This window comes from Candidatus Thiodiazotropha sp. CDECU1 (genome assembly GCF_963455295.1).
In the GTDB taxonomy this organism is placed as follows: domain Bacteria; phylum Pseudomonadota; class Gammaproteobacteria; order Chromatiales; family Chromatiaceae; genus Thiodiazotropha.
In genome coordinates this window covers 1,352,346-1,373,534 of the sequence record NZ_OY734020.1, presented here as the reverse complement: position 1 = coordinate 1,373,534, position 21,189 = coordinate 1,352,346, and the positions used below count along the sequence as shown (strand labels likewise).

The 21,189-nt window shown below is 53.8% G+C and carries 16 protein-coding genes; 10 read left to right on the top strand and 6 right to left on the bottom strand.

Translation table 11 applies throughout. The features are described 5' to 3' along the window. Positions 1 to 20: 20 nt before the first annotated feature. Positions 21 to 359 carry a hypothetical protein gene (locus R2K28_RS06290; RefSeq protein ID WP_316368507.1) on the top strand — a complete coding sequence of 113 codons (339 nt, stop codon included), beginning with the start codon at positions 21 to 23 and terminating at the stop codon, positions 357 to 359. A 92-nt stretch (positions 360 to 451) separates the two neighbouring features. On the opposite strand, the gene R2K28_RS06285 is transcribed toward R2K28_RS06290, so the two are convergent. The 3 genes from R2K28_RS06285 to ppdK all read right to left on the bottom strand — a co-directional run bounded on the left by R2K28_RS06285 (position 452) and on the right by ppdK (position 6,266). Next, on the bottom strand, positions 452 to 2,410 hold the full coding sequence (locus R2K28_RS06285; RefSeq protein WP_316368506.1) for an EAL domain-containing protein: 1,959 nt from the start codon (positions 2,408 to 2,410) through the stop codon (positions 452 to 454). A gap of 95 nt (positions 2,411 to 2,505) precedes the next feature. Further along, positions 2,506 to 3,192: a transglutaminase-like cysteine peptidase gene (locus R2K28_RS06280; protein WP_316368505.1), complete on the bottom strand. Its 687-nt coding sequence runs from the start codon at positions 3,190 to 3,192 to the stop codon at positions 2,506 to 2,508. Positions 3,193 to 3,497: 305 nt separating this feature from the next. Beyond that, positions 3,498 to 6,266 (bottom strand): pyruvate, phosphate dikinase, encoded by a 2,769-nt coding sequence (gene ppdK, locus R2K28_RS06275; RefSeq protein WP_316368504.1) that lies wholly within the window; start codon positions 6,264 to 6,266, stop codon positions 3,498 to 3,500. A 165-nt stretch (positions 6,267 to 6,431) separates the two neighbouring features. Between ppdK and R2K28_RS06270 the strand changes: the two genes are divergently transcribed. Further along, entirely contained in the window at positions 6,432 to 9,296 is a 2,865-nt protein-coding gene (locus tag R2K28_RS06270; RefSeq protein WP_316368503.1) for a valine--tRNA ligase, read from the top strand. Between the two features lie 548 nt (positions 9,297 to 9,844). After that, positions 9,845 to 10,243 (top strand): tautomerase family protein, encoded by a 399-nt coding sequence (locus R2K28_RS06265; protein ID WP_316368502.1) that lies wholly within the window; start codon positions 9,845 to 9,847, stop codon positions 10,241 to 10,243. Positions 10,244 to 10,350: 107 nt separating this feature from the next. Here R2K28_RS06265 and R2K28_RS06260 read toward each other — a convergent pair whose 3' ends face one another. After that, positions 10,351 to 11,004 carry a protocatechuate 3,4-dioxygenase gene (locus R2K28_RS06260; RefSeq protein WP_316368501.1) on the bottom strand — a complete coding sequence of 218 codons (654 nt, stop codon included), beginning with the start codon at positions 11,002 to 11,004 and terminating at the stop codon, positions 10,351 to 10,353. A gap of 454 nt (positions 11,005 to 11,458) precedes the next feature. Here R2K28_RS06260 and infA point away from each other — a divergent pair, with 454 nt between their 5' ends. Next, positions 11,459 to 11,677 carry a translation initiation factor IF-1 gene (infA, locus tag R2K28_RS06255; RefSeq protein WP_108274096.1) on the top strand — a complete coding sequence of 73 codons (219 nt, stop codon included), beginning with the start codon at positions 11,459 to 11,461 and terminating at the stop codon, positions 11,675 to 11,677. 6 nt (positions 11,678 to 11,683) lie between these two features. On the opposite strand, the gene clpA is transcribed toward infA, so the two are convergent. Both clpA and clpS read right to left on the bottom strand, forming a co-directional pair. Further along, positions 11,684 to 13,957 (bottom strand): ATP-dependent Clp protease ATP-binding subunit ClpA, encoded by a 2,274-nt coding sequence (gene clpA, locus R2K28_RS06250; protein WP_316368500.1) that lies wholly within the window; start codon positions 13,955 to 13,957, stop codon positions 11,684 to 11,686. A gap of 24 nt (positions 13,958 to 13,981) precedes the next feature. Further along, positions 13,982 to 14,302: an ATP-dependent Clp protease adapter ClpS gene (gene clpS / locus R2K28_RS06245; RefSeq protein ID WP_316368499.1), complete on the bottom strand. Its 321-nt coding sequence runs from the start codon at positions 14,300 to 14,302 to the stop codon at positions 13,982 to 13,984. Between the two features lie 677 nt (positions 14,303 to 14,979). On the opposite strand from clpS, the gene cspD reads away from it, so the two are divergent. The 6 genes from cspD (at position 14,980) to acnA (ending at position 21,100) form a co-directional block, all read left to right on the top strand. Next, a complete protein-coding gene (gene cspD / locus R2K28_RS06240; protein ID WP_116444696.1) occupies positions 14,980 to 15,195 on the top strand; it encodes a cold shock domain-containing protein CspD in 216 nt (71 codons plus the stop codon). Positions 15,196 to 15,443: 248 nt separating this feature from the next. Further along, the gene (locus R2K28_RS06235) at positions 15,444 to 16,025 is read left to right on the top strand and encodes a pseudouridine synthase (RefSeq protein ID WP_116448593.1); all 582 of its coding nucleotides are present in this window, start codon (positions 15,444 to 15,446) and stop codon (positions 16,023 to 16,025) included. Continuing rightward, positions 16,015 to 17,136, top strand: coding sequence for a tRNA 2-thiouridine(34) synthase MnmA (gene mnmA / locus R2K28_RS06230; RefSeq protein ID WP_316368498.1), 1,122 nt, complete (start codon positions 16,015 to 16,017; stop codon positions 17,134 to 17,136). The genes R2K28_RS06235 and mnmA overlap by 11 nt, the downstream gene beginning before the upstream one ends. Before the next feature lie 36 nt (positions 17,137 to 17,172). Then, positions 17,173 to 17,835, top strand: a complete 663-nt coding sequence (gene hflD, locus R2K28_RS06225) for a high frequency lysogenization protein HflD (RefSeq protein ID WP_316368497.1) — start codon at positions 17,173 to 17,175, stop codon at positions 17,833 to 17,835. Positions 17,836 to 17,994: 159 nt separating this feature from the next. Continuing rightward, on the top strand, positions 17,995 to 18,405 hold the full coding sequence (locus R2K28_RS06220) for a hypothetical protein (RefSeq protein WP_316368496.1): 411 nt from the start codon (positions 17,995 to 17,997) through the stop codon (positions 18,403 to 18,405). A gap of 34 nt (positions 18,406 to 18,439) precedes the next feature. After that, complete coding sequence (gene acnA, locus R2K28_RS06215; RefSeq protein ID WP_316368495.1) at positions 18,440 to 21,100, top strand: aconitate hydratase AcnA; 2,661 nt, start codon at positions 18,440 to 18,442, stop codon at positions 21,098 to 21,100. The last annotated feature ends 89 nt before the right edge of the window (positions 21,101 to 21,189 follow it).

Genomic DNA, 21,189 nt, shown 5'->3' with positions numbered 1-21,189 from the left:
GACACTTGTTAGGAATCTCTATGCTGTATGCTAAACGCGATACCGATGGCAATATCATCAACCTGTCCGATACGCCCACTGCAGATGCGGATGAAGTAGTCAATGCCACCGATGATGAGGTTATCGGGTTTATCTTCAACAACAGCTCCACAACCCTTTCAAAAAAAATACTCTCAGAGACCGATTCAGGGATGATACGTATCGTCGAGGATCTGATTGAACTGCTCATCCAAAAGAATCTGATCATGTTCACCGATCTGCCTAATGCCGCGCAGCAAAAGATCTTGATGCGCAATCAGATTCGCTCAGTATTCCAACCTGGCGATCCACTCCTCGTCGACGATGACGAACTCCTTTGATTGATTAGCGTCACACGAACTAAATTCTTTAATTATCGTGCAGTTGCAGATCAATACAAGCAAACCGCAAGTGACATGCCGAGAAGCAACGATTACTCAGGTTTGGCCAAGAAGTAACCCTGCCCGCCGTCCAGGTTGAGCTGTTGCAGAGTCGCCCAGACCTGTTCCGTCTCCACGGCCTCTCCCACCACCTTGATCTCCAGTCCGTGTGCGATATAGACCAATGCCTGGATAAAAAACTGGTTTTCCGCACTCGCCTGTAGCTCCCTGAGGTAACTGCCATCGATCTTCAGATAGTCGACTTTGATGGTTTTCAAGTAGCCGAATGCACTCTGGCTACGTCCAAAATGGTCAAGGGAGAAGGCCGCGCCATAGCGTCTGATCACTTGGATAAAGGCTCTGACCTCTTCGAGCTGTGAAACAGCGCCATACTCCGGCATCTCAAAGATCAGGCGCCGGGCAACATCCCTATTATCTGCCAACTGCTGCTTTAACCAACCCAATATTCTATTATTTTTCATACAGATAGGTGAAATATTGATGGTGTATCGAGTATTCTCCTTGGCCTCGCCGCGCAGACGCTGAATCACTTTACCGATCACCATCCGGTCGATCTCAGGGGTCAAACCCAATCTATCCGCATGGGGGATAAACAGGCCCGCGGATAGCAGCCGAGTCCCGCCTTGCTCATCCTCCTCCCTGATACGAACATAGACCTCATGATGCAGCACAGATTTGTCACGGCAGGCAAACACCGGTTGGAACTGGAGTACGAATCTGTCATCCCGCAATGCGTGCAGGATCGTCGACTTCCAATCCGATCCCCCTCTAACCTTGGATATCTCGAGCTCACCCGGCATGTAGAGATGCCATGAATTAGCACCCTCGCTTTGTGCCGTACGCAGTGACATATCCGCTTGTGACAACAACTCTGAGACATTCTGTGCACCGTCATAGGAGGCCAAACCTATATGCCACAGATCCTGGCTCTCCCCATGGTTGGGATCGGCAAGACCGGACAATCCGGATGAGAGGGTTTCACCCAGCTTGGATGCATCCGCCAAATGCATATCCTCGACAAACAGTGCGAAGTCTCCTCCAGTCAGATGCGCCAGATGGCCCTTGGCTATGGATTCATTGATCGCCTGCAAGGCGCCAGCGGTCCGCTTCAGCAGGTCATCCCCGGCCTGATAGCCGTGAGTATCATTAATCTCCTTGAGCTTTTCGACTTGGATCAGCGCCAATACGCCGGTGGAACACTCCTCCGGTGAAAGTAAAAGGTTGTTGACGGTATTGAGGAAGAAGCGCTTATTGGTAAGACCCGTCACCGGATGACGGGATGCCTGGCGCTGCAAACCTTCGGTCAACCGCTCCAATCTTTCAATCATCTGCTTGACCTTGGTGGACATCCGGTTCATCGCCAGGACGATGCGCCTCAGATCCAAGGTTTTGGGCAGTTTCTCGATGGTGGGAAATTCCCGATTAACAATGGCATTCGCCTGTCGCTCCACCTGCCTGAGGGGTTTAAGTACCAGCTGTAGGGTGAATACGCCCAGTAACAGCACCACCAATGCACTGATCAGAAACCAGCGGAAGATCTCCACACTGTTCTCCCACAGCTGACGATGGGCAAAACCTGGATGGCTCTGTACCACCACCTTACCGGCCTGCACCCAACCTGACATCACGATGGCTTCGCCGATCGGCGTGCTGAGTGGAAACTGTTCGATAAACCATGGGGGAACTCCCTCAAGGGTGAGCGCCAGTTTACGTTCCACCAGTGGCTCTCCCTGCATATCCTGAATCACCACAAGACGGTAGTATCCCCGATCGAAGATAGCGTCGGTCATGGATGTGACTGTGGCAAGATCCCCCTCAGCCATGTGCTTCGAAATCGACAGTCCCAGTGAGGTCGCCGTGTCCTGGGCATGGGATTCCAATTGTGACTCGAGATAGGCACGCGTATTTTGCACACTGATGAAGAAGGTACCGGTAAACACCAGAATCAACAACACAGTGATCAAAATTATCAATTGTCGTGACAATGTCATGAGCTTTCCATCCTATACCGATCGATGATGACAGCATCGATGTTCTATTGAAAACAAATTATCAAATCCATCTCCGTCCATTGAGTATTTTTCTTTCACCGTTTTGCCTCCTGCTCCATTCTTTTCTTTAACTCCTGCCATAGACTGAGCCGGGTTGAAGGACCCACCTTTTTCCCTTTACCCAAACTTTTCGCCAACCATAGACCGTCGGCATTGAAGCTATACACTGGGGTAAGGTCCAGGCGGTTGCTGGCAGACAGCAGCTGGGGATTGAGATTATCCAACACCTTGGGTATCGAGGATGGTTGAGGATAGTAGGTCAAGACCATGTGGGACTGATTCAACTTAACCGATTTAACATACATGATGCGCAACTTATCTTCCGCCACCCCCATCTCCTTCAAGGTGAAGTATTTGGCGATTGAGTAGTCCTCGCAGTCACCGCCCTCATGCACCAGCAGTTCCAAGGGGGTTGCCCAATAGTCCTCCTTACCCCACAGGTCGGCATCGGATTGATAGGGAATTTGATTAAAGAAATCGTTGACCCGTCTTAACTTCTCGATATCATCGGCCTGATGATTCTCGACCATCAAACGACGCCAGGATGCAACCCGATCCCCTGCCTGATCACCAAAATTCTGTTTCGCCCAAGCGATTACCTCATCCGTCAGATCGATGCTTTCAGCAAAGGCAATCGCCACACCCAGCCAGAGTATCGCAGAGATCAGCAAGGCTGGAATGGATCGTTGTCTATGTTCCTTTAAGCGCAAATAACCCGTCACCAATACACTCGAATTCCAGCGGTTGGCTGTAAGATGGTCCCAGGAGATCCCGGGATTTAGGGCCTGTTAACAGGTCCTTGGGAAGACTTGCGAATAACTGGATATTTCGAAGGTAGGCTCGCCGCGATTTTAATTCTGAATCGCAACAAGGATGCCGCAGAGACTCATTCTGGCACACTCCAGTACTTCCATAGCTTCCATAGGAATATGTCGACTGTCCGATCGATATCTTGATGCTGTGGAAGGGCCTTGGTGCCAATAAGCAACGCCCTCTCGAGGTATGTTGCTTATTGGCATCCAGATCTCTAAGCCTGGGTCAGCAGGCTGGCATGGGCCGCCGCCAACCTGGCGACCGGCACACGAGGCGCTGAGCAGGAGACATAATTGAGCCCGGCACGATGGCAGAATGCGATCGAACTGGGATGACCGCCATGTTCACCACAGATCCCGACGCTCAAATCCTGGTTTTTCTGGCGCCCCCAATCCACTGCCAGCTGCATGAGTTTGCCGACGCCTTTCTCATCCAGCACCTCAAAGGGATTGTCTTTGAGGATATCGTTCTGGTTATACATGGGTAAGAATTTGTTCTCGGCATCCTCCCGGGAGAAGGAGAATGTGGCCTGGGTCAGATCATTGGTGCCGAAGGAGAAGAACTCCGCCTCCTCCACCAGGGAATCGGCCCGCATACAGGCCCGCACCACCTCAATCATGGTACCGAAGCGGAAGTTGATCTTGTGACCATAGTTTTTCTCCACATCGGCGCGAATCTCATCCACCATCACCTTGACCCGCTTCAACTCCTCGGCCGTGCAGACCTGGGGCACCATCATCTGCGGATGCACCTCAAGATCCTTGGCGGCACATTCCGCAGCCGCTTCCAGGATGGCGCGGATCTGCATGCTGTAGATCTCCGGGAACGTGATGCCAAGGCGTACACCACGATGGCCCAGCATGGGATTGGTCTCGGTCAGCACCCGAACCTTGCGCAGCATGGTCTGTTTCTTCTCGATCGCCTGTTCCACCAGGCTCTCATCCACCATATGGCGGAGAGAATCGGCCTCCTGCTTGGCGTGCTCAGGGTCCTGCAACAACATCATGCTGCCGGCAAGCACATTCATGCCGCGTACCGAATTGCGCAGATGATGCAGCTCATCCAGATCGCTCAGCAACTGCTGCTCAGTGGGTAAAAACTCATGGATGGGAGGATCAAGGAGTCGAATGGTCACCGGCCTGGGGGCCATCACCTCGAGGATCTCCTTGAAGTCGCTGCGCTGCATGGGCAGCAGCTTATCCAGGGCGGCCTGGCGTTGCTCCGGGGTTTCGGCGACGATCATCTCGATCACCACCGGCAGACGGTCCACCGCGTTGAACATGCGCTCGGTGCGGCACAGGCCGATCCCCATGGCGCCATACTTCAGCGCCCGGGTGGCATCGGTGGCGGTATCCGCATTCGCCATGACCCGCAGATAGGCGGCTTCATCGGCCCATCTCAGCAAGCGGTTCAACTCCTCGGTGAAATCTGGTTCCACCATGGGAATCTGCCCCAGAAAGACATTGCCGCTGCTGCCGTCGATGGTGATCATGTCGCCCTCGCGGATCACGGTAGCATGGGCCACCGCCTCCCGGCGCTGGACATCGACACTGATGCCCTCGGCCCCGGCCACACAGGGCTTGCCCATCCCCCGCGCCACCACGGCCGCATGGGAGGTCTTGCCGCCGCGGCTGGTGAGTATGCCCTCCGAGGCGAAGAAGCCATGGATATCCTCCGGCTTGGTCTCTTCCCGCAACAGGATCACCTTCTGCCCCTGCTCCTTGCCCATCAGCTCCGCCCGGTCGGCATCGAACACCGCCAGGCCGCTGGCGGCGCCAGGGGAGGCCGGCAGTCCCTGGGCGATCGGTTCGGCCTTGTTTTCATTGTTCAGTCTGGGATAGAGCATCTGTTCCAGATAGGCGGGATCTATGCGCAGCAGCGCCTGTTCCCGGTCGATCAACGCCTCCTCCACCATCTCCACGGAGGTGCGCACCATGGCCGTGGCATTCATCTTGCCGTTACGGGTTTGCAGGCAATAGAGGGTGCCACGCTCGATGGTGAACTCGAAGTCCTGTACCTCTTTGTAGTGATTCTCCAGTTTCTGGCGCAACTCCTCGAGCTGCTCCGCCATCTCCGGCATCTCGTCCGCCAACCGGGCGATCGGTTTCGGGGTGCGGATACCGGCAACAACATCCTCCCCCTGGGCATTCACCAGATACTCGCCAAACAGCTTGTTCTCCCCGGTGCCGGGATTTCGCGTGAAGGCGACCCCGGTGGCGGAGTCGTTACCCCGATTGCCGAACACCATGGTACAGACATTCACCGCTGTGCCATTGGCCATCTCCGGGGTGATGTTGAATTGCTGCCGATAGTCCACCGCACGCTTGCCCATCCAGGAGCCGAATACCGCCTTGATGGCGATCTCCAGCTGATCGTAGGGATCCTCCGGAAACGGCCTACCGGTATGCGTTTCGAACACCTTGAGAAAGCGCTCGCAGATCTCCTCCAGGTCATCCGCGGAGAGACCCACATCCTCGGTGACATGGGCGTTCTGCTTGACCGCCTCGAACTCCTCGTCAAAGGCCTCGTCCGGCACACCCAGGGCAACCTTGCCAAACAGTTGAATAAAGCGGCGATAGGCGTCATAACCGAAACGGTGATCACCGGTCTGTTCGATGACCCCCTGCAGGGTGTTGCTGTTCAGACCGAGATTGAGGATGGTGTCCATCATCCCGGGCATCGACATCGCAGAACCGGAACGCACAGAAACCAGGAGCGGATTCCCTGCATCGCCAAAACCCTTGCCGGTGGCGGCCTCCACCTGTTGCATGTGGACGCGCACAGCGTCCATCAGATTATCCGGCAGGGTCTTGGATTCATTGGCCAGGTAATCGAGACACGCCTCTGTGCTGATCACGAACCCAGGTGGTACATTCAGACCGAACTGGGTCATTTCACAAAGGTTCGCCCCTTTTCCACCCAACAATTTCTTGTCCTTGCCATCTCCTTCGTGAAATGCATAGACATGTCGTTTTTGACTCATTTTATCTTTTCCCCTCTTTTATTATCTGAGCTGGCCTGGACCAGCTCATACCATTTACCGACCACCCTGTCAGCTACTTAACTTCAGGCGATAGATAAGCGCACGCTTTTCATATCAAGCAGGTTATAATACTCCCTTTTTGTTGCTGAACAATTAACGAGATCCATGGAAAAAACCTACGACCCCCACGCCATTGAGCAGCGCTGGTACCAGACCTGGGAAACGCGCGGTTACTTCGCCCCAAGCCAGACCGGCAATGGCAGCTACTGCATCATGATTCCGCCACCCAATGTCACCGGCAGCCTGCACATGGGACATGGTTTCAACAACACCATCATGGATACCCTGATCCGCTACCACCGCATGCAGGGCGACAACACCCTGTGGCAAGCTGGCTCCGATCATGCAGGTATCGCCACCCAGATGGTGGTGGAGCGCCAGCTCGAAGCGGAGGACAAGGAACGCCATGACCTGGGAAGGGATCGATTCATCGAACGGATCTGGGAGTGGCGGAAAGAGTCCGGTGGCAATATCTCCCGTCAATTGCGCCGCCTTGGCTCCTCGCTGGATTGGCAAAACGAACGCTTCACCATGGATGAGGGGCTCTCACAAGCGGTCAAGGAGGTCTTCATCCGTCTCTACGAAGAGGGATTGATCTACCGAGGAAAACGTCTGGTCAACTGGGATCCCAAGCTGCACACCGCTGTCTCAGACCTGGAGGTCCTGTCGGAGGAGGAGTATGGCCACATGTGGCATATGCGCTATCCCCTGACCAACGGCCAGGGTCACCTGAGCGTGGCCACAACCCGTCCCGAGACCATGCTCGGCGACTGTGCGGTGGCGGTAAATCCCAGCGATGAACGCTATAAACACCTGATCGGTGAACTGCTTGAGTTGCCCCTGACCGGACGCCGCATCCCGATCATTGCCGACGAAGAGCATGTGGATCCGGAGTTCGGCACAGGTTGCGTGAAGATTACCCCTGCCCATGACTTCAACGACTATGCGGTCTGGCAGCGTCATCGGGATGAGATCACCATCAGCGAGCAGATCCATGGCGGGTTGATCAATATATTCACCGCGGATGCCGGGATACGGAAAAACGACGAGGGGGAAGGCAGCCTGATCCCGCAGCAATACATCGGTATGGACCGTTATGACGCGCGTAAGCAGATCGTCGCTGATCTCGAGCAACAGGGGCTGCTGGAGAAGATCGACGACCACAAACTGATGGTCCCCAGAGGCGACCGCTCCGGCGCAGTCATCGAACCCTTTCTCACCGATCAGTGGTACGTCAAGATCGCCCCCCTGGCCAAACCCGCCATCGAAGCGGTGGAGAGCGGAAAAATCCGCTTTGTCCCTGATAACTGGAAGAACACCTATTACGAGTGGATGCGCAATATCCAGGACTGGTGTATCAGCCGTCAGATCTGGTGGGGCCATCGTATCCCCGCCTGGTACGATGACCAGGGCAATGTCTATGTGGGCCGCTCGGAAGCGGAAGTCCGTGCCCGGCACAACCTGGATGAGAACTATCCCCTGCAACAGGACGAGGATGTGCTCGATACCTGGTTCAGTTCCGCCCTCTGGCCCTTCTCCACCCTGGGCTGGCCGGAGCAGACCGATCGGCTGAAGAACTTCTACCCCACCAGCGTACTGGTGACCGGCTTCGATATCATCTTCTTCTGGGTCGCGCGGATGATCATGATGGGGATCAAGTTCATGGATGAGGTACCCTTCAAGGAGGTCTATGTGCATGGCCTGGTACGTGACTCCCATGGCGACAAGATGTCCAAATCGAAGGGAAACGTGCTCGATCCTATCGATCTCATCGACGGCATCGAGCTGGAAAAACTGGTGCAGAAGCGCACCAGCGGCATGATGCAGCCACAGCTGGCGAAAAAGATCGAAAAACTGACCCGCAAGGAGTTTCCCGAGGGCATCCCCAGCTTCGGCACCGATGCCCTGCGTTTTACCTTTGCCGCCCTTGCGGCAACAGGCCGGGATATCAAATTCGACCTGGGGCGCATCGAGGGCTATCGCAACTTCTGCAACAAACTGTGGAACGCCACCCGCTATGTCATGATGAATGTGGAGGGGCAGGATTGTGGTGTGCAAGGGGTGAAAACCGGGCACTCCGAACCTGCCGCCGCCCTGGAGCGGTCCGCCGCAGACCGCTGGATCATGTCACGCCTGCAAAAGACCAAGCTGGCCGTGGCGGAGGCCATCGAAGGCTACCGCTTCGATCATGCCGCCCAGGCGATCTATGAGTTCACCTGGAATGAGTATTGCGACTGGTACCTGGAGCTGAGCAAGCCGGTACTCAACGACGACAACGCCTCGGATGCGGCCAAGCGCGGCACCCGTCGCACCCTGGTCAGGGTATTGGAAAACCTGTTGCGTCTGACCCATCCGATCATGCCTTTTATCACCGAAGAGATCTGGCAGCGGGTTGCCCCCATCGCCGGTGTAATCGATGCAGGGCAGGATGGCGCAACCATCATGCACCAGCCCTTCCCCACCCAGCGCGAATCGCTCATCAACGAGGAGGCTGAGAGAGAGATGGCCTGGGTGATGCAGTTCATTCTCGGCATTCGCAAGATCAAGGGCGAGATGAACATCGCCCCCGGCAAACCGGTGCCTGTGATCCTGGCCAATGCCAGTGGGCGTGACAAGGCACTGGCAGAACAACATCGCCATTTCCTCGACTTCCTCGCCCGCACCGAGTCGATCCAAGTCCTGGCCAAAGGTGAGGATGAGCCGGAGTCGTCCACGGCACTGGTCGGCGACATGAAGGTACTGATTCCCCTTGCCGGGTTGATCGACAAGGAGGCGGAGAGCAAGCGTCTGGAGAAGGAGATCGGGCGTATGCAGAACGATGTGGAGCGCATCGAAAAGAAACTGGCCAATCCCAACTTCGTCGACAAGGCGCCTCAGGCTGTTGTGGACAAGGAGCGTGAAAAACTGGCGGATAGCAAAGGCGCCCTTGAAACCCTGCAACTGCAGTTGGAAAAGATCAGAAAGCTGTAGCCATCAACACACCCTCCCCCTAAGGGAGGGTGATATAAAAACCAAGTCGCAATTGAATGCGACTAGACTCAAAATCATACTTGATCATCCACCATGATCAGTCATGCGGTGGTAGCTGCGAGAATTGAGTAGTGGCTTGAAAAGCTATTAAGTTGCGGTGTTCGCTGCGCTCAAAGATTTAATATCCCCCTCTCCCTGGCCCTCTCCCGCGAGGGGAGAGGGAATGCACGGATCAAGGCTGTTCTTGAACAGAAAGCGTGTCTACCAACTGACATGAAACTTTGGATACACTCTATAAGAACGTCCCCTCTCTCTGGCCCTCTCCCGCGAGGGGAGAGGGAATGCACGGATCAAGGCTGCTCTTGTACAGAAAGCGTGTCTACCAACTGACATGAAGCTTTGGATACACTCTAATAAGAACGTCCCCTCTCCCCTCGCGGGAGAGGGCCAGGGAGAGGGGGAACCAACAACCCGTGAACGAAGTGAACTCATTCATTCAGAATTAAAAAAACCATCACCCAATACTGCTGTTAATAAGAGGAGGACCAATGCCCCATCTACAATTCGATATCAACAAAACAGCATCGGATATAGAAAAACAGATAATTGCTTCTGAGGTACGCACCCTGTTTGCAGAGGTGATGGAGACCGGCATGGATCACATTGCGGTTTCGATTCGTGAATTCGGCACCTACAATCTTTCAATCGGCCGCGTGGAAGAGCCGGAACAAGGCGTTGCACTTATTAATGCGGACATTCGAAGCGGTCGCACCCTGCAGCAGCGCAGGGACCTGGCATTGGGCTTTATGGCGATCATCAACAGAACCCTGGCGATACCCCAGGAGCATATCTATGTCACCTTCACCGAACACAAGGGAGAGGATTTCCATCTGTTTGAAAAATATCTGGCAAGTTGGCAGCAGGGAGAGAATCCCCTGGCAGACTAATCGTCAAGCCTCCCTTGATAACATCTTGTTGACGGCGTTGTCGGAATGGTTTTGTGGCCATTCGCGGTAATTCGCGTCCATTTGCGGTGAATATTTCCTTCATCCCACTACATGGTGGGACTGAGCCCAAGCACGATATCGAAGTTGCCGGCCAATGCCCCCGACTCGATCTCAGGCGCCGCCTCAAGAGGTACGATTATCGAATCCCTGGCTTTTCGATTACGCACTCTGTTGAGAATAAAGTCGTTATCGTTTTCCGCCTCCCCTGCCACGTACATCTGAGTGGTGAAGCTCTCGAATCCTATACCTAGCACACGAACGTGGATATGCGGCGTACGACCGGGATAGGCGACGGGTCGGATAGTGCGAAATCTGTAGCCACCGCTGCTGTCCACAAGGGTACGACCGAATCCCTGGAAATTGGCATCGGCAACACCGCCGCGATCCCTCGGGTGGTGGTAGAAGCCAAAGGCATCACACTGCCATATCTCAATCTGTGCATTTCTAATCGGGCGACCACTGGTATCCAGCAGGCGTCCGAAAATGTGGGTTACCTGACCCTCGGCGGGACTCTCACTGCCCTCCACATCGACCAGGTTGTTATCACTGTCCAAGGGTATCCGGGTTGGGTAGAAAGGTCCCGAAGTCTGACGGGGGGTCTCAATCAAAGCTGCGCTGAGGGAGGCTCCGGGGAGCAACGAGAGGGAGGCGAGCGAAGCTGTGTTGAGGAGCAACTCGCGGCGATTGTAGTTGCGTTTCATCTTCTCTCTCCAACTGTAAACAGATTGCCCTGTTGTTATGAGATCTGCAGTCACAACCTCATGTTTCGTATAAATCCGATCCTCTATGCAGGCAAAGAATTCACTTTCGTTTACCAACTATCCAATACACTCTCAGTCTACAAAACATTGGCAGTGCAAATTCCATCCAATCCTAATGTTATTTGGTTAAACCCATGTTTTTTTGAGAGATATTTGCAGCTAATGTTCGATTAGCCATGACCATGTCGCGATTCGTCTGTGTTGCGACACAGGGTTAAGCCGGGAGCCGGCAGCGGAATATCCTCTTCAGGGTGGAGTGATCGACAGCCAGGTAGTGAGAATAATGGACGGAATCACTTGCCATATGCGGAAATATACTGATAATGGCGGGTTTCCCAGCCGGGCCTTGTGCTATAATCCGCCCGGTTTTGTTAACAGGTTGAGCATTTATCGTATGGCGAAAGAAGATTTTATCGAGATGGAAGGCACGGTCATTGAGACCTTGCCAAACACCATGTTCCGTGTGGAACTGGAGAACGGTCACGTGGTGACGGCCCATATTTCCGGCAAGATGCGTAAGCACTACATCCGCATACTCACTGGAGATAAGGTCACAGTGCAGTTGACTCCTTACGATCTGTCCAAGGGACGTATCACCTATCGCGCACGCTGATAACGATCAGTTATCATCCAATGTGGTATCGGGCACCTGCTCCCCGATAATATCAAACTGCAGCTTATCATCCGCCACATCGACCTTGACCACTCCTCCACCGGCCAGCTTACCGAACAACAGCTCCTCCGCCAGGGGTTTCTTGATCTCATCCTGAATCAACCTTGCCATCGGGCGGGCGCCCATCTTCGGATCATAGCCATGTTCCGCTAGCCATACCCTGGCTTCCGCTTCGATCACCAGACTGACATGTTTCTCCTGTAGCTGCCCCTCCAGCTCGAAGATGAATTTATCCACCACCTTGGCGATATGCTCAGGTGTGAGGCCGGCGAACTGGATGATTGCATCCAGACGGTTTCTGAACTCGGGGGTGAACATCTTTTTGATCGCTTCCATGCCGTCGCTACTATGATCCTGCTTGGTGAAACCGATGGACGAGCGGCTCATCTCCTGGGCACCGGCATTGGTGGTCATGATGATCACCACATTGCGGAAGTCGGCCTTGCGACCATTGTTGTCGGTTAGGGTACCGTGATCCATCACCTGGAGTAAAAGATTGAAGACATCAGGGTGAGCCTTCTCGATCTCATCGAGCAACAATACACAGTGAGGATGCTTGGCAATCTCCTCTGTCAACAGTCCACCCTGGTCGAACCCGACATACCCTGGCGGTGCACCGATCAGCCTGGAAACGGTGTGGCGCTCCATATACTCGGACATATCGAAGCGGATCAGTTCCATAGAGAGGATCCTCGCCAGCTGGCGACTGATCTCGGTCTTACCGACACCGGTAGGACCGGTGAAGAGAAAGGAACCAACCGGCTTACCCTCATTGACCAGGCCGGAGCGATTCATGCGGATGGCAGCCGTCAGGGCATCGATGGCCGGATCCTGTCCAAATACGACCAGCTTGAGATCCCGGGTAAGATTGCGCAGGGCCTCGGTATCGGATGTGGAGACCTTCTTCGGCGGAATCCGCGCAATCTTCGCCACAATGGCCTCAACCTCATCCACATCAATGACCTTTTTCCGCTCCTCTTCCGGTTGCAGCTGTACATTCGCGCCAGCCTCATCGATGACATCGATCGCCTTATCGGGCAGATGACGGTCGTTGATATATTTATCCGAGAGTTCCGCGGCGCTGTTCAAGGCATCCTGGGTATACTCGATATGGTGATGTTCCTCGAAACGGGTTTTCAGCCCCTTCAGGATCTCCACCGTCTCAGCCACAGTGGGCTCTTCCACATCGATCTTCTGGAAACGCCGGGCCAGGGCGCGATCTTTCTCAAAGATCCCCCTGAACTCCTGGTAGGTCGTGGAACCGATACAACGCAACTCCCCGGAGGCCAGCACCGGTTTGATCAGGTTCGAGGCATCCATAACCCCACCGGATGCAGCCCCTGCGCCGATGATGGTATGTATCTCATCGATAAACAGCACCACATCCTTTTCCCGTTTCAGTTCCGCAAGCACCGCCTTCAGGCGTTTCTCAAAATCACCGCGGTATTTTGTACCCGCAACCAGGGTCCCAAGATCGAGGGCGTAGATGGTGGCATTGGCAAGTACGTCGGGCACCTCACTATCTACGATCTTCTTCGCCAGACCCTCTGCAATTGCGGTTTTACCTACACCTGCCTCTCCCACCAGTAACGGGTTGTTTTTGCGCCGCCGGCAGAGTATCTGGATGGTGCGCTCGACCTCCTGCAGACGACCGATCAAGGGATCGATCTTGCCCTGTTCCGCAAGTTGATTCAGATTGGAGGCATAACTCTCCAATGGGCTCGTCTGACCATCACCCTTGGACTCACTGGATAGATCGGCTGGTGTCTCTTCCTGGCTTGCGCCGTCGACCTTGGATATGCCATGGGATATATAGTTAACAACATCCAGTCGACTCACATGTTGTTCATTCAGAAAAAACACCGCCTGTGAGTCCTGCTCATTGAATATGGCGACTAGCACATTGGCGCCCGTGACCTCATTTTTACCGGATGATTGGACATGGAATACAGCCCTCTGCAGCACTCGCTGAAATCCCAGGGTGGGTTGAATCTCCCTGTCATCCCCATCGGGTATGAGCGGTGTCGTCTCGTCGACAAAACTGCTGATGTTTTTTCGCATGCTCTCAATATCCGCTCCACAGGCACGCAGCACCGCGACAGCGGTGGGATTGTCCAACAGGGCAAGCAATAGATGATCCACCGTCATGAATTCATGATGCCTTTCTTTGGCATTCTTGAATGCTTGATTCAGGGTAAATTCCAACTCTTTGTTTAACATCTCAGAAACTCCATATAGCTCCGCTCAGGTCTCCTCCATGGTGCACATCAGCGGATGCTGGTTGCTGCGAGAGTAATCATTGACTTGTGACACCTTTGTTTCAGCCACGTCTTTCGTAAATACGCCACACACCCCAACACCGCGGGTATGCACATGAAGCATCACTCGGGTCGCCTTCTCCCGGTCCATGTTAAAGAAGGTTTCCAAAACCAAAACCACGAATTCCATGGGTGTAAAGTCATCATTCAGGATAATAACCTTAAACAATGGAGGTTTTTTGAGTTTCGGTACTGCCTCCTGTAATGCTAGACCGTCTTCGTGTGATGTTTGTTCTCGATTACTCATAATGGCTGATTCTAGCAGGCCAATATGGCCTGAAAAGCGGAATTATATTCGGGATATTTGGTTCAACTCAGAAGATATGGTGGATGCAGTTAGCGAAACAATATCTTAGCGAAATCGAGAATAAGATTCGAATGCCAAGCTGTTTGAAAGTTGCATTCCTGCTTAATGAGCGTAGTCCTCTCTCTTCAGGCCAGTATCCTCTCATTACCACTTATTGGGTATATGCTGCCTAGGGATTCTTCGTATGGATAGACCCGATATATTAGGGAAAACACCAATAACAACCTAATAACTTTTAGAAAATTTACATATTTGTTGACCGATGACGAGAGAACACTATACTTCTCCCTACAGTGTTGATAATAGTTCCCATTTTAGAAGGATCAGCAACACTTTAATTAGGGCTGTTATATTGACGCCCACTGTTTTTAACTAATGGCTGGTACTTGGGCAGGTGGACAGAGCAGTTTCGAGCCTCTCTGCAAAATAACAGGTAGCGGGTTACTGTTGGGATTTTTTTACATTGAGGCTTTGTAGAGACACTTAAACAATCCAATAGAAATCTCTTCTAACCGGTTTTTTTTAATATCTCTCCCTGCCGCATGCGCTCTAAATCTCAACCGCGAAGCTACTACCACTCCACCCTCCCGGGTCTTCGATAGTGAGGAGTAATAGCTATGGCGACTGGAGTCGTAAAGTGGTTTAACAACGCCAAGGGCTACGGTTTTGTAACCCCGGAAGATGGAGAACAGGACGTTTTCGTCCACTTTTCATCAATTGAGATGGATGGATACAAAACCTTGAAGGAGGGTCAGAAGGTCCAATTTGAGATCAGTCAAGGACCCAAAGGACTTCATGCAACCAATATCCAACGGGTTGCAGCAAGCGAATAGACCTGACAATAGCTGATCGCCTGATCAGTAAAAGACGAAGCCGGTTCGGTGATCCCGATCCGGCTTTTTTCATTCCCCAATTCTGACTCGGCCCAAGACCGCTTGATCCGCGGCGCCAATCACCACTCAGGGTCAGCTGTCCGACGCGTGAGGCACATGGGAGAATGACAGGTTCCAGTTTCACCACTGCGGTACTATCATAACGCCTTTTATCCAGGCAAATCGGGATCTACCGCGGTTACCCTAGAATGCTGATTCTTTTCAATAAACCCTATGGGGTCCTGACACAGTTTTCCGACACCGAGGGACGTGAGACCCTTGCCGACTACATCTCCGTAAAGGGGATCTACGCTGCCGGGCGACTCGACCGGGACAGCGAAGGTCTGCTGCTGCTCACCGATGACGGCAGATTACAACACCGCCTGACTGCCCCCAGTCGTAAGCGTTGGAAGCGCTACTGGGTTCAGGTTGAGGGTGTGGCGGATCCCACGGCCATCACTCGACTGCAACAGGGCGTCAACCTGAAAGATGGTCCAACCCTGCCGGCAAAGGTCAAACGGATGGATGAACCCAACCTTTGGCCGAGGAACCCGCCTATACGCCACCGGGCATCAATCCCCACCTCCTGGCTGGAGATTCAGCTTTGTGAGGGACGAAATCGCCAAATCCGCCGTATGACGGCGGCAGTCGGATACCCTACCCTGCGCCTGATTCGTGTCGCAGTTGACCGCTGGCGCCTGAAGAACCTCCAACCTGGTGAGTGGATCATCATCGGTGACAGCGAAGAGAAATCGGATCAAGCCAGAAATAGGCAGAACCATGCCAGATAAAGGCAGAGTCATAGTCGGTCTCTCCGGTGGTGTGGACTCATCCGTCGCCGCCTTACTGTTGCAACAGCAGGGCTACCAGGTCGAAGGTCTGTTCATGAAGAACTGGGAGGAGGATGACAGTGCTGATTACTGTTCCGCGACGGAAGACCTGGCTGACGCTCAGGCGGTGGCCGATTGTCTGAAGATACAACTGCATACAGTCAACTTTTCCACCGAGTATTGGGACCGGGTTTTTGCCTATTTTCTTGCTGAGTATGGCGCCGGCCGAACCCCCAACCCGGATGTGCTATGCAACCGTGAAATCAAGTTCAAGGCCTTTCTCGACCACGCTATGGATCATTTACAGGCGTCCACTATCGCAACCGGGCACTATGCCGCAGTAGCCAGGGATGGGGCGGGCTATCAACTGCAGAGGGCCGCGGATGAGGATAAGGATCAAACCTACTTTCTCTATATGCTGGGCCAAAGAGCCTTGAGTCACAGCCTTTTTCCCCTCGCCCGGTTGAGTAAACATCAGGTCAGGGAGATTGCACAAAAGGCGGGGTTTCCCAATCATAAAAAGAAGGACAGCACCGGCATCTGCTTCATTGGTGAACGTAAGTTCAGGGATTTCCTGCAACGTTTTCTGGCGGCGCAGCCCGGCGATATCGAGGATCCCGAAGGCAATATCATCGGTCGCCACCAGGGTTTGATCTACTATACCCTCGGGCAACGGCAGGGATTGGGCATAGGCGGCCGGCGAGACTCAGTCGAGGCCCCCTGGTTCGTGGCAGCAAAGGATATTGGAAGAAATGTCCTGATTGCGGTACAGGGTCATGATCACCCCTTGCTGATGTGCGATCTCCTCACCGCCAATCAGATGCATTGGGTAGCGGGTCAACCACCAACCGATGATCCCCTGAACTGCCTGGCAAGAATTCGACACCGTCAGCCGCTCCAGTCCTGCCGAGTCTCGGCTGGGGATGATCAACGCTATCAGGTGGAGTTCGATTCACCCCAGCGGGCGGCGACGCCAGGACAGTCGATTGTGTTCTATCACAACAACAGCTGCCTTGGAGGAGGTATCATTGAGGAGACCGAAACCGTGCCAAGTGTGGCAAATACTAACTAAGAACCAGGAATTCAATTTCCAGTAGTGAACAAACAGATGAAATACAGCGACAGTGATCGTGCAATCGCCCTTTCAGGCATATACCAGGCATCAAGCCTGGTTCAACAAGTGGCACGTCGCGGATTGGTTAACGCTGACAGTATTGCAGCAAACATCCATAGCCTGTTCCAGATCGATGCAGACAGTGTGGTGGATGTGTATGGTGGCCTGAAGGGGATCGAGCCTGGTCTTCGGCTAACCTATCGTCAATTGAGTGGTGAAGAGACACGGGATGATGAACTGACCCGCTATCTGCTCGGGATTATCCAACTGGAACGTAAACTCAGTCGCCATCTGGATCGCCTGGAACAGATAAAGCACGGTCTTACAACCATCGCCCAAAGGCTGGTCCACTTCCCAGCCACACACAGTAATATTCTTGGCGCCCTGGCGGAGATCTATGCTGACAATATCAGCCAGCTCTCTCCCAGAATCATGGTGAGTGGAGAGCCTGTTTACCTGCAGAACAGCGACAATGTAAATAAAATCCGCGCCTTGCTGCTGTCCGGCATCAGGGCAGCCACCCTGTGGCGACAGACCGGTGGTAAACGCAGGCAGCTTTTATTTGTGCGCAGACGCTACACCAATGCTTGCAAACAACTCCTTGACAACCTCCAACTGGACTTACAAGCAAACAGCTCATCCAAAAGGGAAAAATAGTCGCGCGTGGTTGCGTAGATCCATGCGATCAATGTGAAAAAAGGTTAACTCATCACACTAAGTGACAGATTATAAGCAGCATTTCAATGTATAAATAGGAACCGCGGTAGTAACCACTGTGGAATTGATTACATATTTGAACATTGAGGGAATATGATTATGAGCAACACCAAACTTGTACTAGCATTAAGTGGCCTGTTCGCCCTGACAGCTTGCAGCCAATCCAGTGATCCGGAATCCTCCTCCACTACCCAAGAGATGAAATACTCTGCAACCAATATCACAGACAAGGTCGCCGAAGCCGGTAAAGAGACATGGGAAAAAACCAAAGAGGTCAGTAAAGACGCGGCGGATGCGGTTGTTGATACCAGCAAGGAGGTCTATGAAAACACCAAGCAGGCCGCCAGCGAGATGGGCAGCGCGGTAAAAGAGGAGACAAAAGAGGTCGTTTCAGCAGTTGGTGAAAAGAGTGCTGAGGTTTATGATGCAGCAAAAACCAAGACAGGCGAGGTGGTGGACGCCACCAAAGAGAAGAGTGCGGAAGTTATGGATAACATGAAAAATGAATAACAACCTTCTGATTTTCAAACCGTAGGAGAGCCTAATGAGTAGCAGCTTTGGTGCGGAAAGTGAACTTTCGGTCAATGGCAACAGCTATCAGATATTTCGTCTGGATAGCCTGAAAAACACACATCGCCTGCCCTTTTCGATTCGCATTCTGCTGGAAAACCTTCTCAGGCATGAGGATGGCGTGACCGTGACCGCCGACGACATCCAGGCTGTTGCAAATTGGGATCCTCAGGCTGAGCCGAACAGGGAGATTCAGTACCGCCCGGCTCGCGTGCTCATGCAGGACTTTACCGGGGTTCCTGCGGTGGTTGATCTTGCTGCCATGCGCGATGCCATGGTGGGCCTGGGCGGTGACGCCTCCATGATCAATCCACTGCAGGCAGCGGAACTGGTCATCGATCACTCTGTGCAGGTTGACCATTTCGGCGATGCCAGTGCCTTCGAACTCAACGCCAAATTGGAATTTCAACGCAACAAGGAGCGTTACCAGTTCCTGAAATGGGGTCAGGGGGCCTTCTCGAGCCTCAAGGTCGTCCCTCCCGATACCGGTATCGTGCATCAGGTGAACCTGGAGTATCTGGCCCGGGTCATCTATGGGGAAGAGAAAAATGGCGTACTCCAGGCCTTCCCCGATACCCTGGTCGGAACCGATTCCCACACCACCATGATAAATGGTATCGGTGTGTTGGGATGGGGCGTGGGTGGCATCGAGGCCGAGGCCTCCATGTTGGGTCAACCGATCTCGATGCTCGTTCCCAAGGTGGTGGGGGTCAAACTCACGGGAGTATTGCCCGAGGGCTGCCTGGCAACCGATCTCGTCTTAACCATCGTGGAGCGCCTGCGTGAACATGGTGTGGTAGGTAAGTTCGTGGAGTTCTACGGACCCGCGATTGCATCCATGCCAATGGGTGATAGAGCAACCATCGCCAACATGGGACCGGAGTACGGTGCCACCTGCGGCCTTTTTCCCATCGATCAGGAGACCCTTGACTATCTGCGATTGACCAACCGCAGTGATGACCAGGTCGCTTTGGTGGAGGCCTATGCCAAGGCGCAGGGGATGTTTCACACCCCAGACTCGCCAGAGGCAGAGTACAGTGAGACCCTGGAGATCGATCTGTCACAGATAGAACCCAGCCTTGCCGGCCCCAAACGCCCCCAGGACCGGATCTCACTGAAAGACGCCAAAGCGGATTTCGTCGAAGCGGTAAAGGTCTTCAACGGTGGTGAATATCAATCGGTCTCCACCAATATCCATGGTGCATCCGCCGATATCGGCGATGGTGCCGTGGTGATCGCAGCGATCACATCCTGTACCAATACCTCCAATCCCACGGTTATGATCGGCGCGGGTCTGCTGGCTCAGAAGGCAATCGCTCATGGCCTCACCGTCAAACCCTGGGTCAAGACCTCTCTCGGCCCTGGTTCCCGGGTGGTGATGCAGTATCTGGAGCAGGCGGAGCTGAACAAGCCTCTGGAGAACCTGGGATTTGACCTGGTGGGCTATGGATGCACCACCTGTATCGGAAACTCCGGCCCCCTGCCGGAGGCGGTCTCCAAGGCGATCAGCGATGGCGACCTGACAGTGGCATCAGTGCTATCGGGTAACCGGAATTTTGAAGGTCGTGTACATGCGGAAGTGCGTATGAACTATCTGGCATCCCCACCTCTGGTGGTCGCCTATGCCATTGCCGGCACCATGAATGTAGACCTCTATAGCGAGCCTTTGGGCACAAGCACCGATGGCAAACCTGTGTTTCTCAAGGATATCTGGCCATCCAGTAAGGAGATAGCCGATTGCATCGCCGCCAATCTGAATCGCGAGGCCTTCTACTGCAGTTACTCGTCACTGTTCGACGGTGACGAGCGCTGGCAAACATTGGAAGCACCCACAGGTGATAGCTTCGAGTGGGATGAAGACTCCACCTATATTCGCCACCCTCCCTATTTCGAGGAAATGTCCCTGGTAATCAAGCCACTTGAGGATATCAGCGCTGCCCGCTGCCTGGCCTGGCTGGGGGACTCCGTCACCACGGATCATATCTCTCCTGCGGGCGCGATCAAGGCCGACAGTCCTGCCGGGCTCTACTTGACCGAGAAGGGGGTCAAACCGGAAGAGTTCAACTCCTACGGCTCCCGCCGTGGCAATCACGAAGTCATGATGCGCGGTACCTTCGCCAACATCCGCCTGCGCAACAAGCTGTTCCCCGGCTCCGAGGGCGGGGTTACCCGCCATCTCCCTTCTGAGGAGGAGATGAGTATCTATGACGCCGCCATGCGCTATCGTGAGGAATCCGTACCTGTGATCATCATTGCCGGCAAGGAGTATGGATCGGGTTCCTCCCGGGACTGGGCAGCAAAGGGACCGGCCCTCCAGGGTGTGCGTGCGGTGATCGCAGAGAGTTATGAGCGCATCCACCGCACCAACCTAGTCTGTATGGGAATTCTGCCACTCCAGTTTCTTCCCGGGGAGAGTGCGGAATCCCTTGGCCTGACGGGCGATGAGAGCTTTGAGATCCCCTCCCCGGGAGATCAGACTGGGCATGAAATTCAGCTCACCGCCAGGTCAGACAGTGGCAGCGAGCGACAATTCTCCGTCAAGGTGCGTATCGATACGCCGAATGAGGTCAACTACTTCAAACACGGCGGCATACTCCCCTATGTGTTGAGAAAAATGATCCAGGAGAGCCAGTAGCGAGCCCGGCTGCAGATGCTGCATGCTGGGTTTTAGACCTCTATCGGGTATAATCCACGCTTTTTTCAACAACCTGGTGGACAGACTCC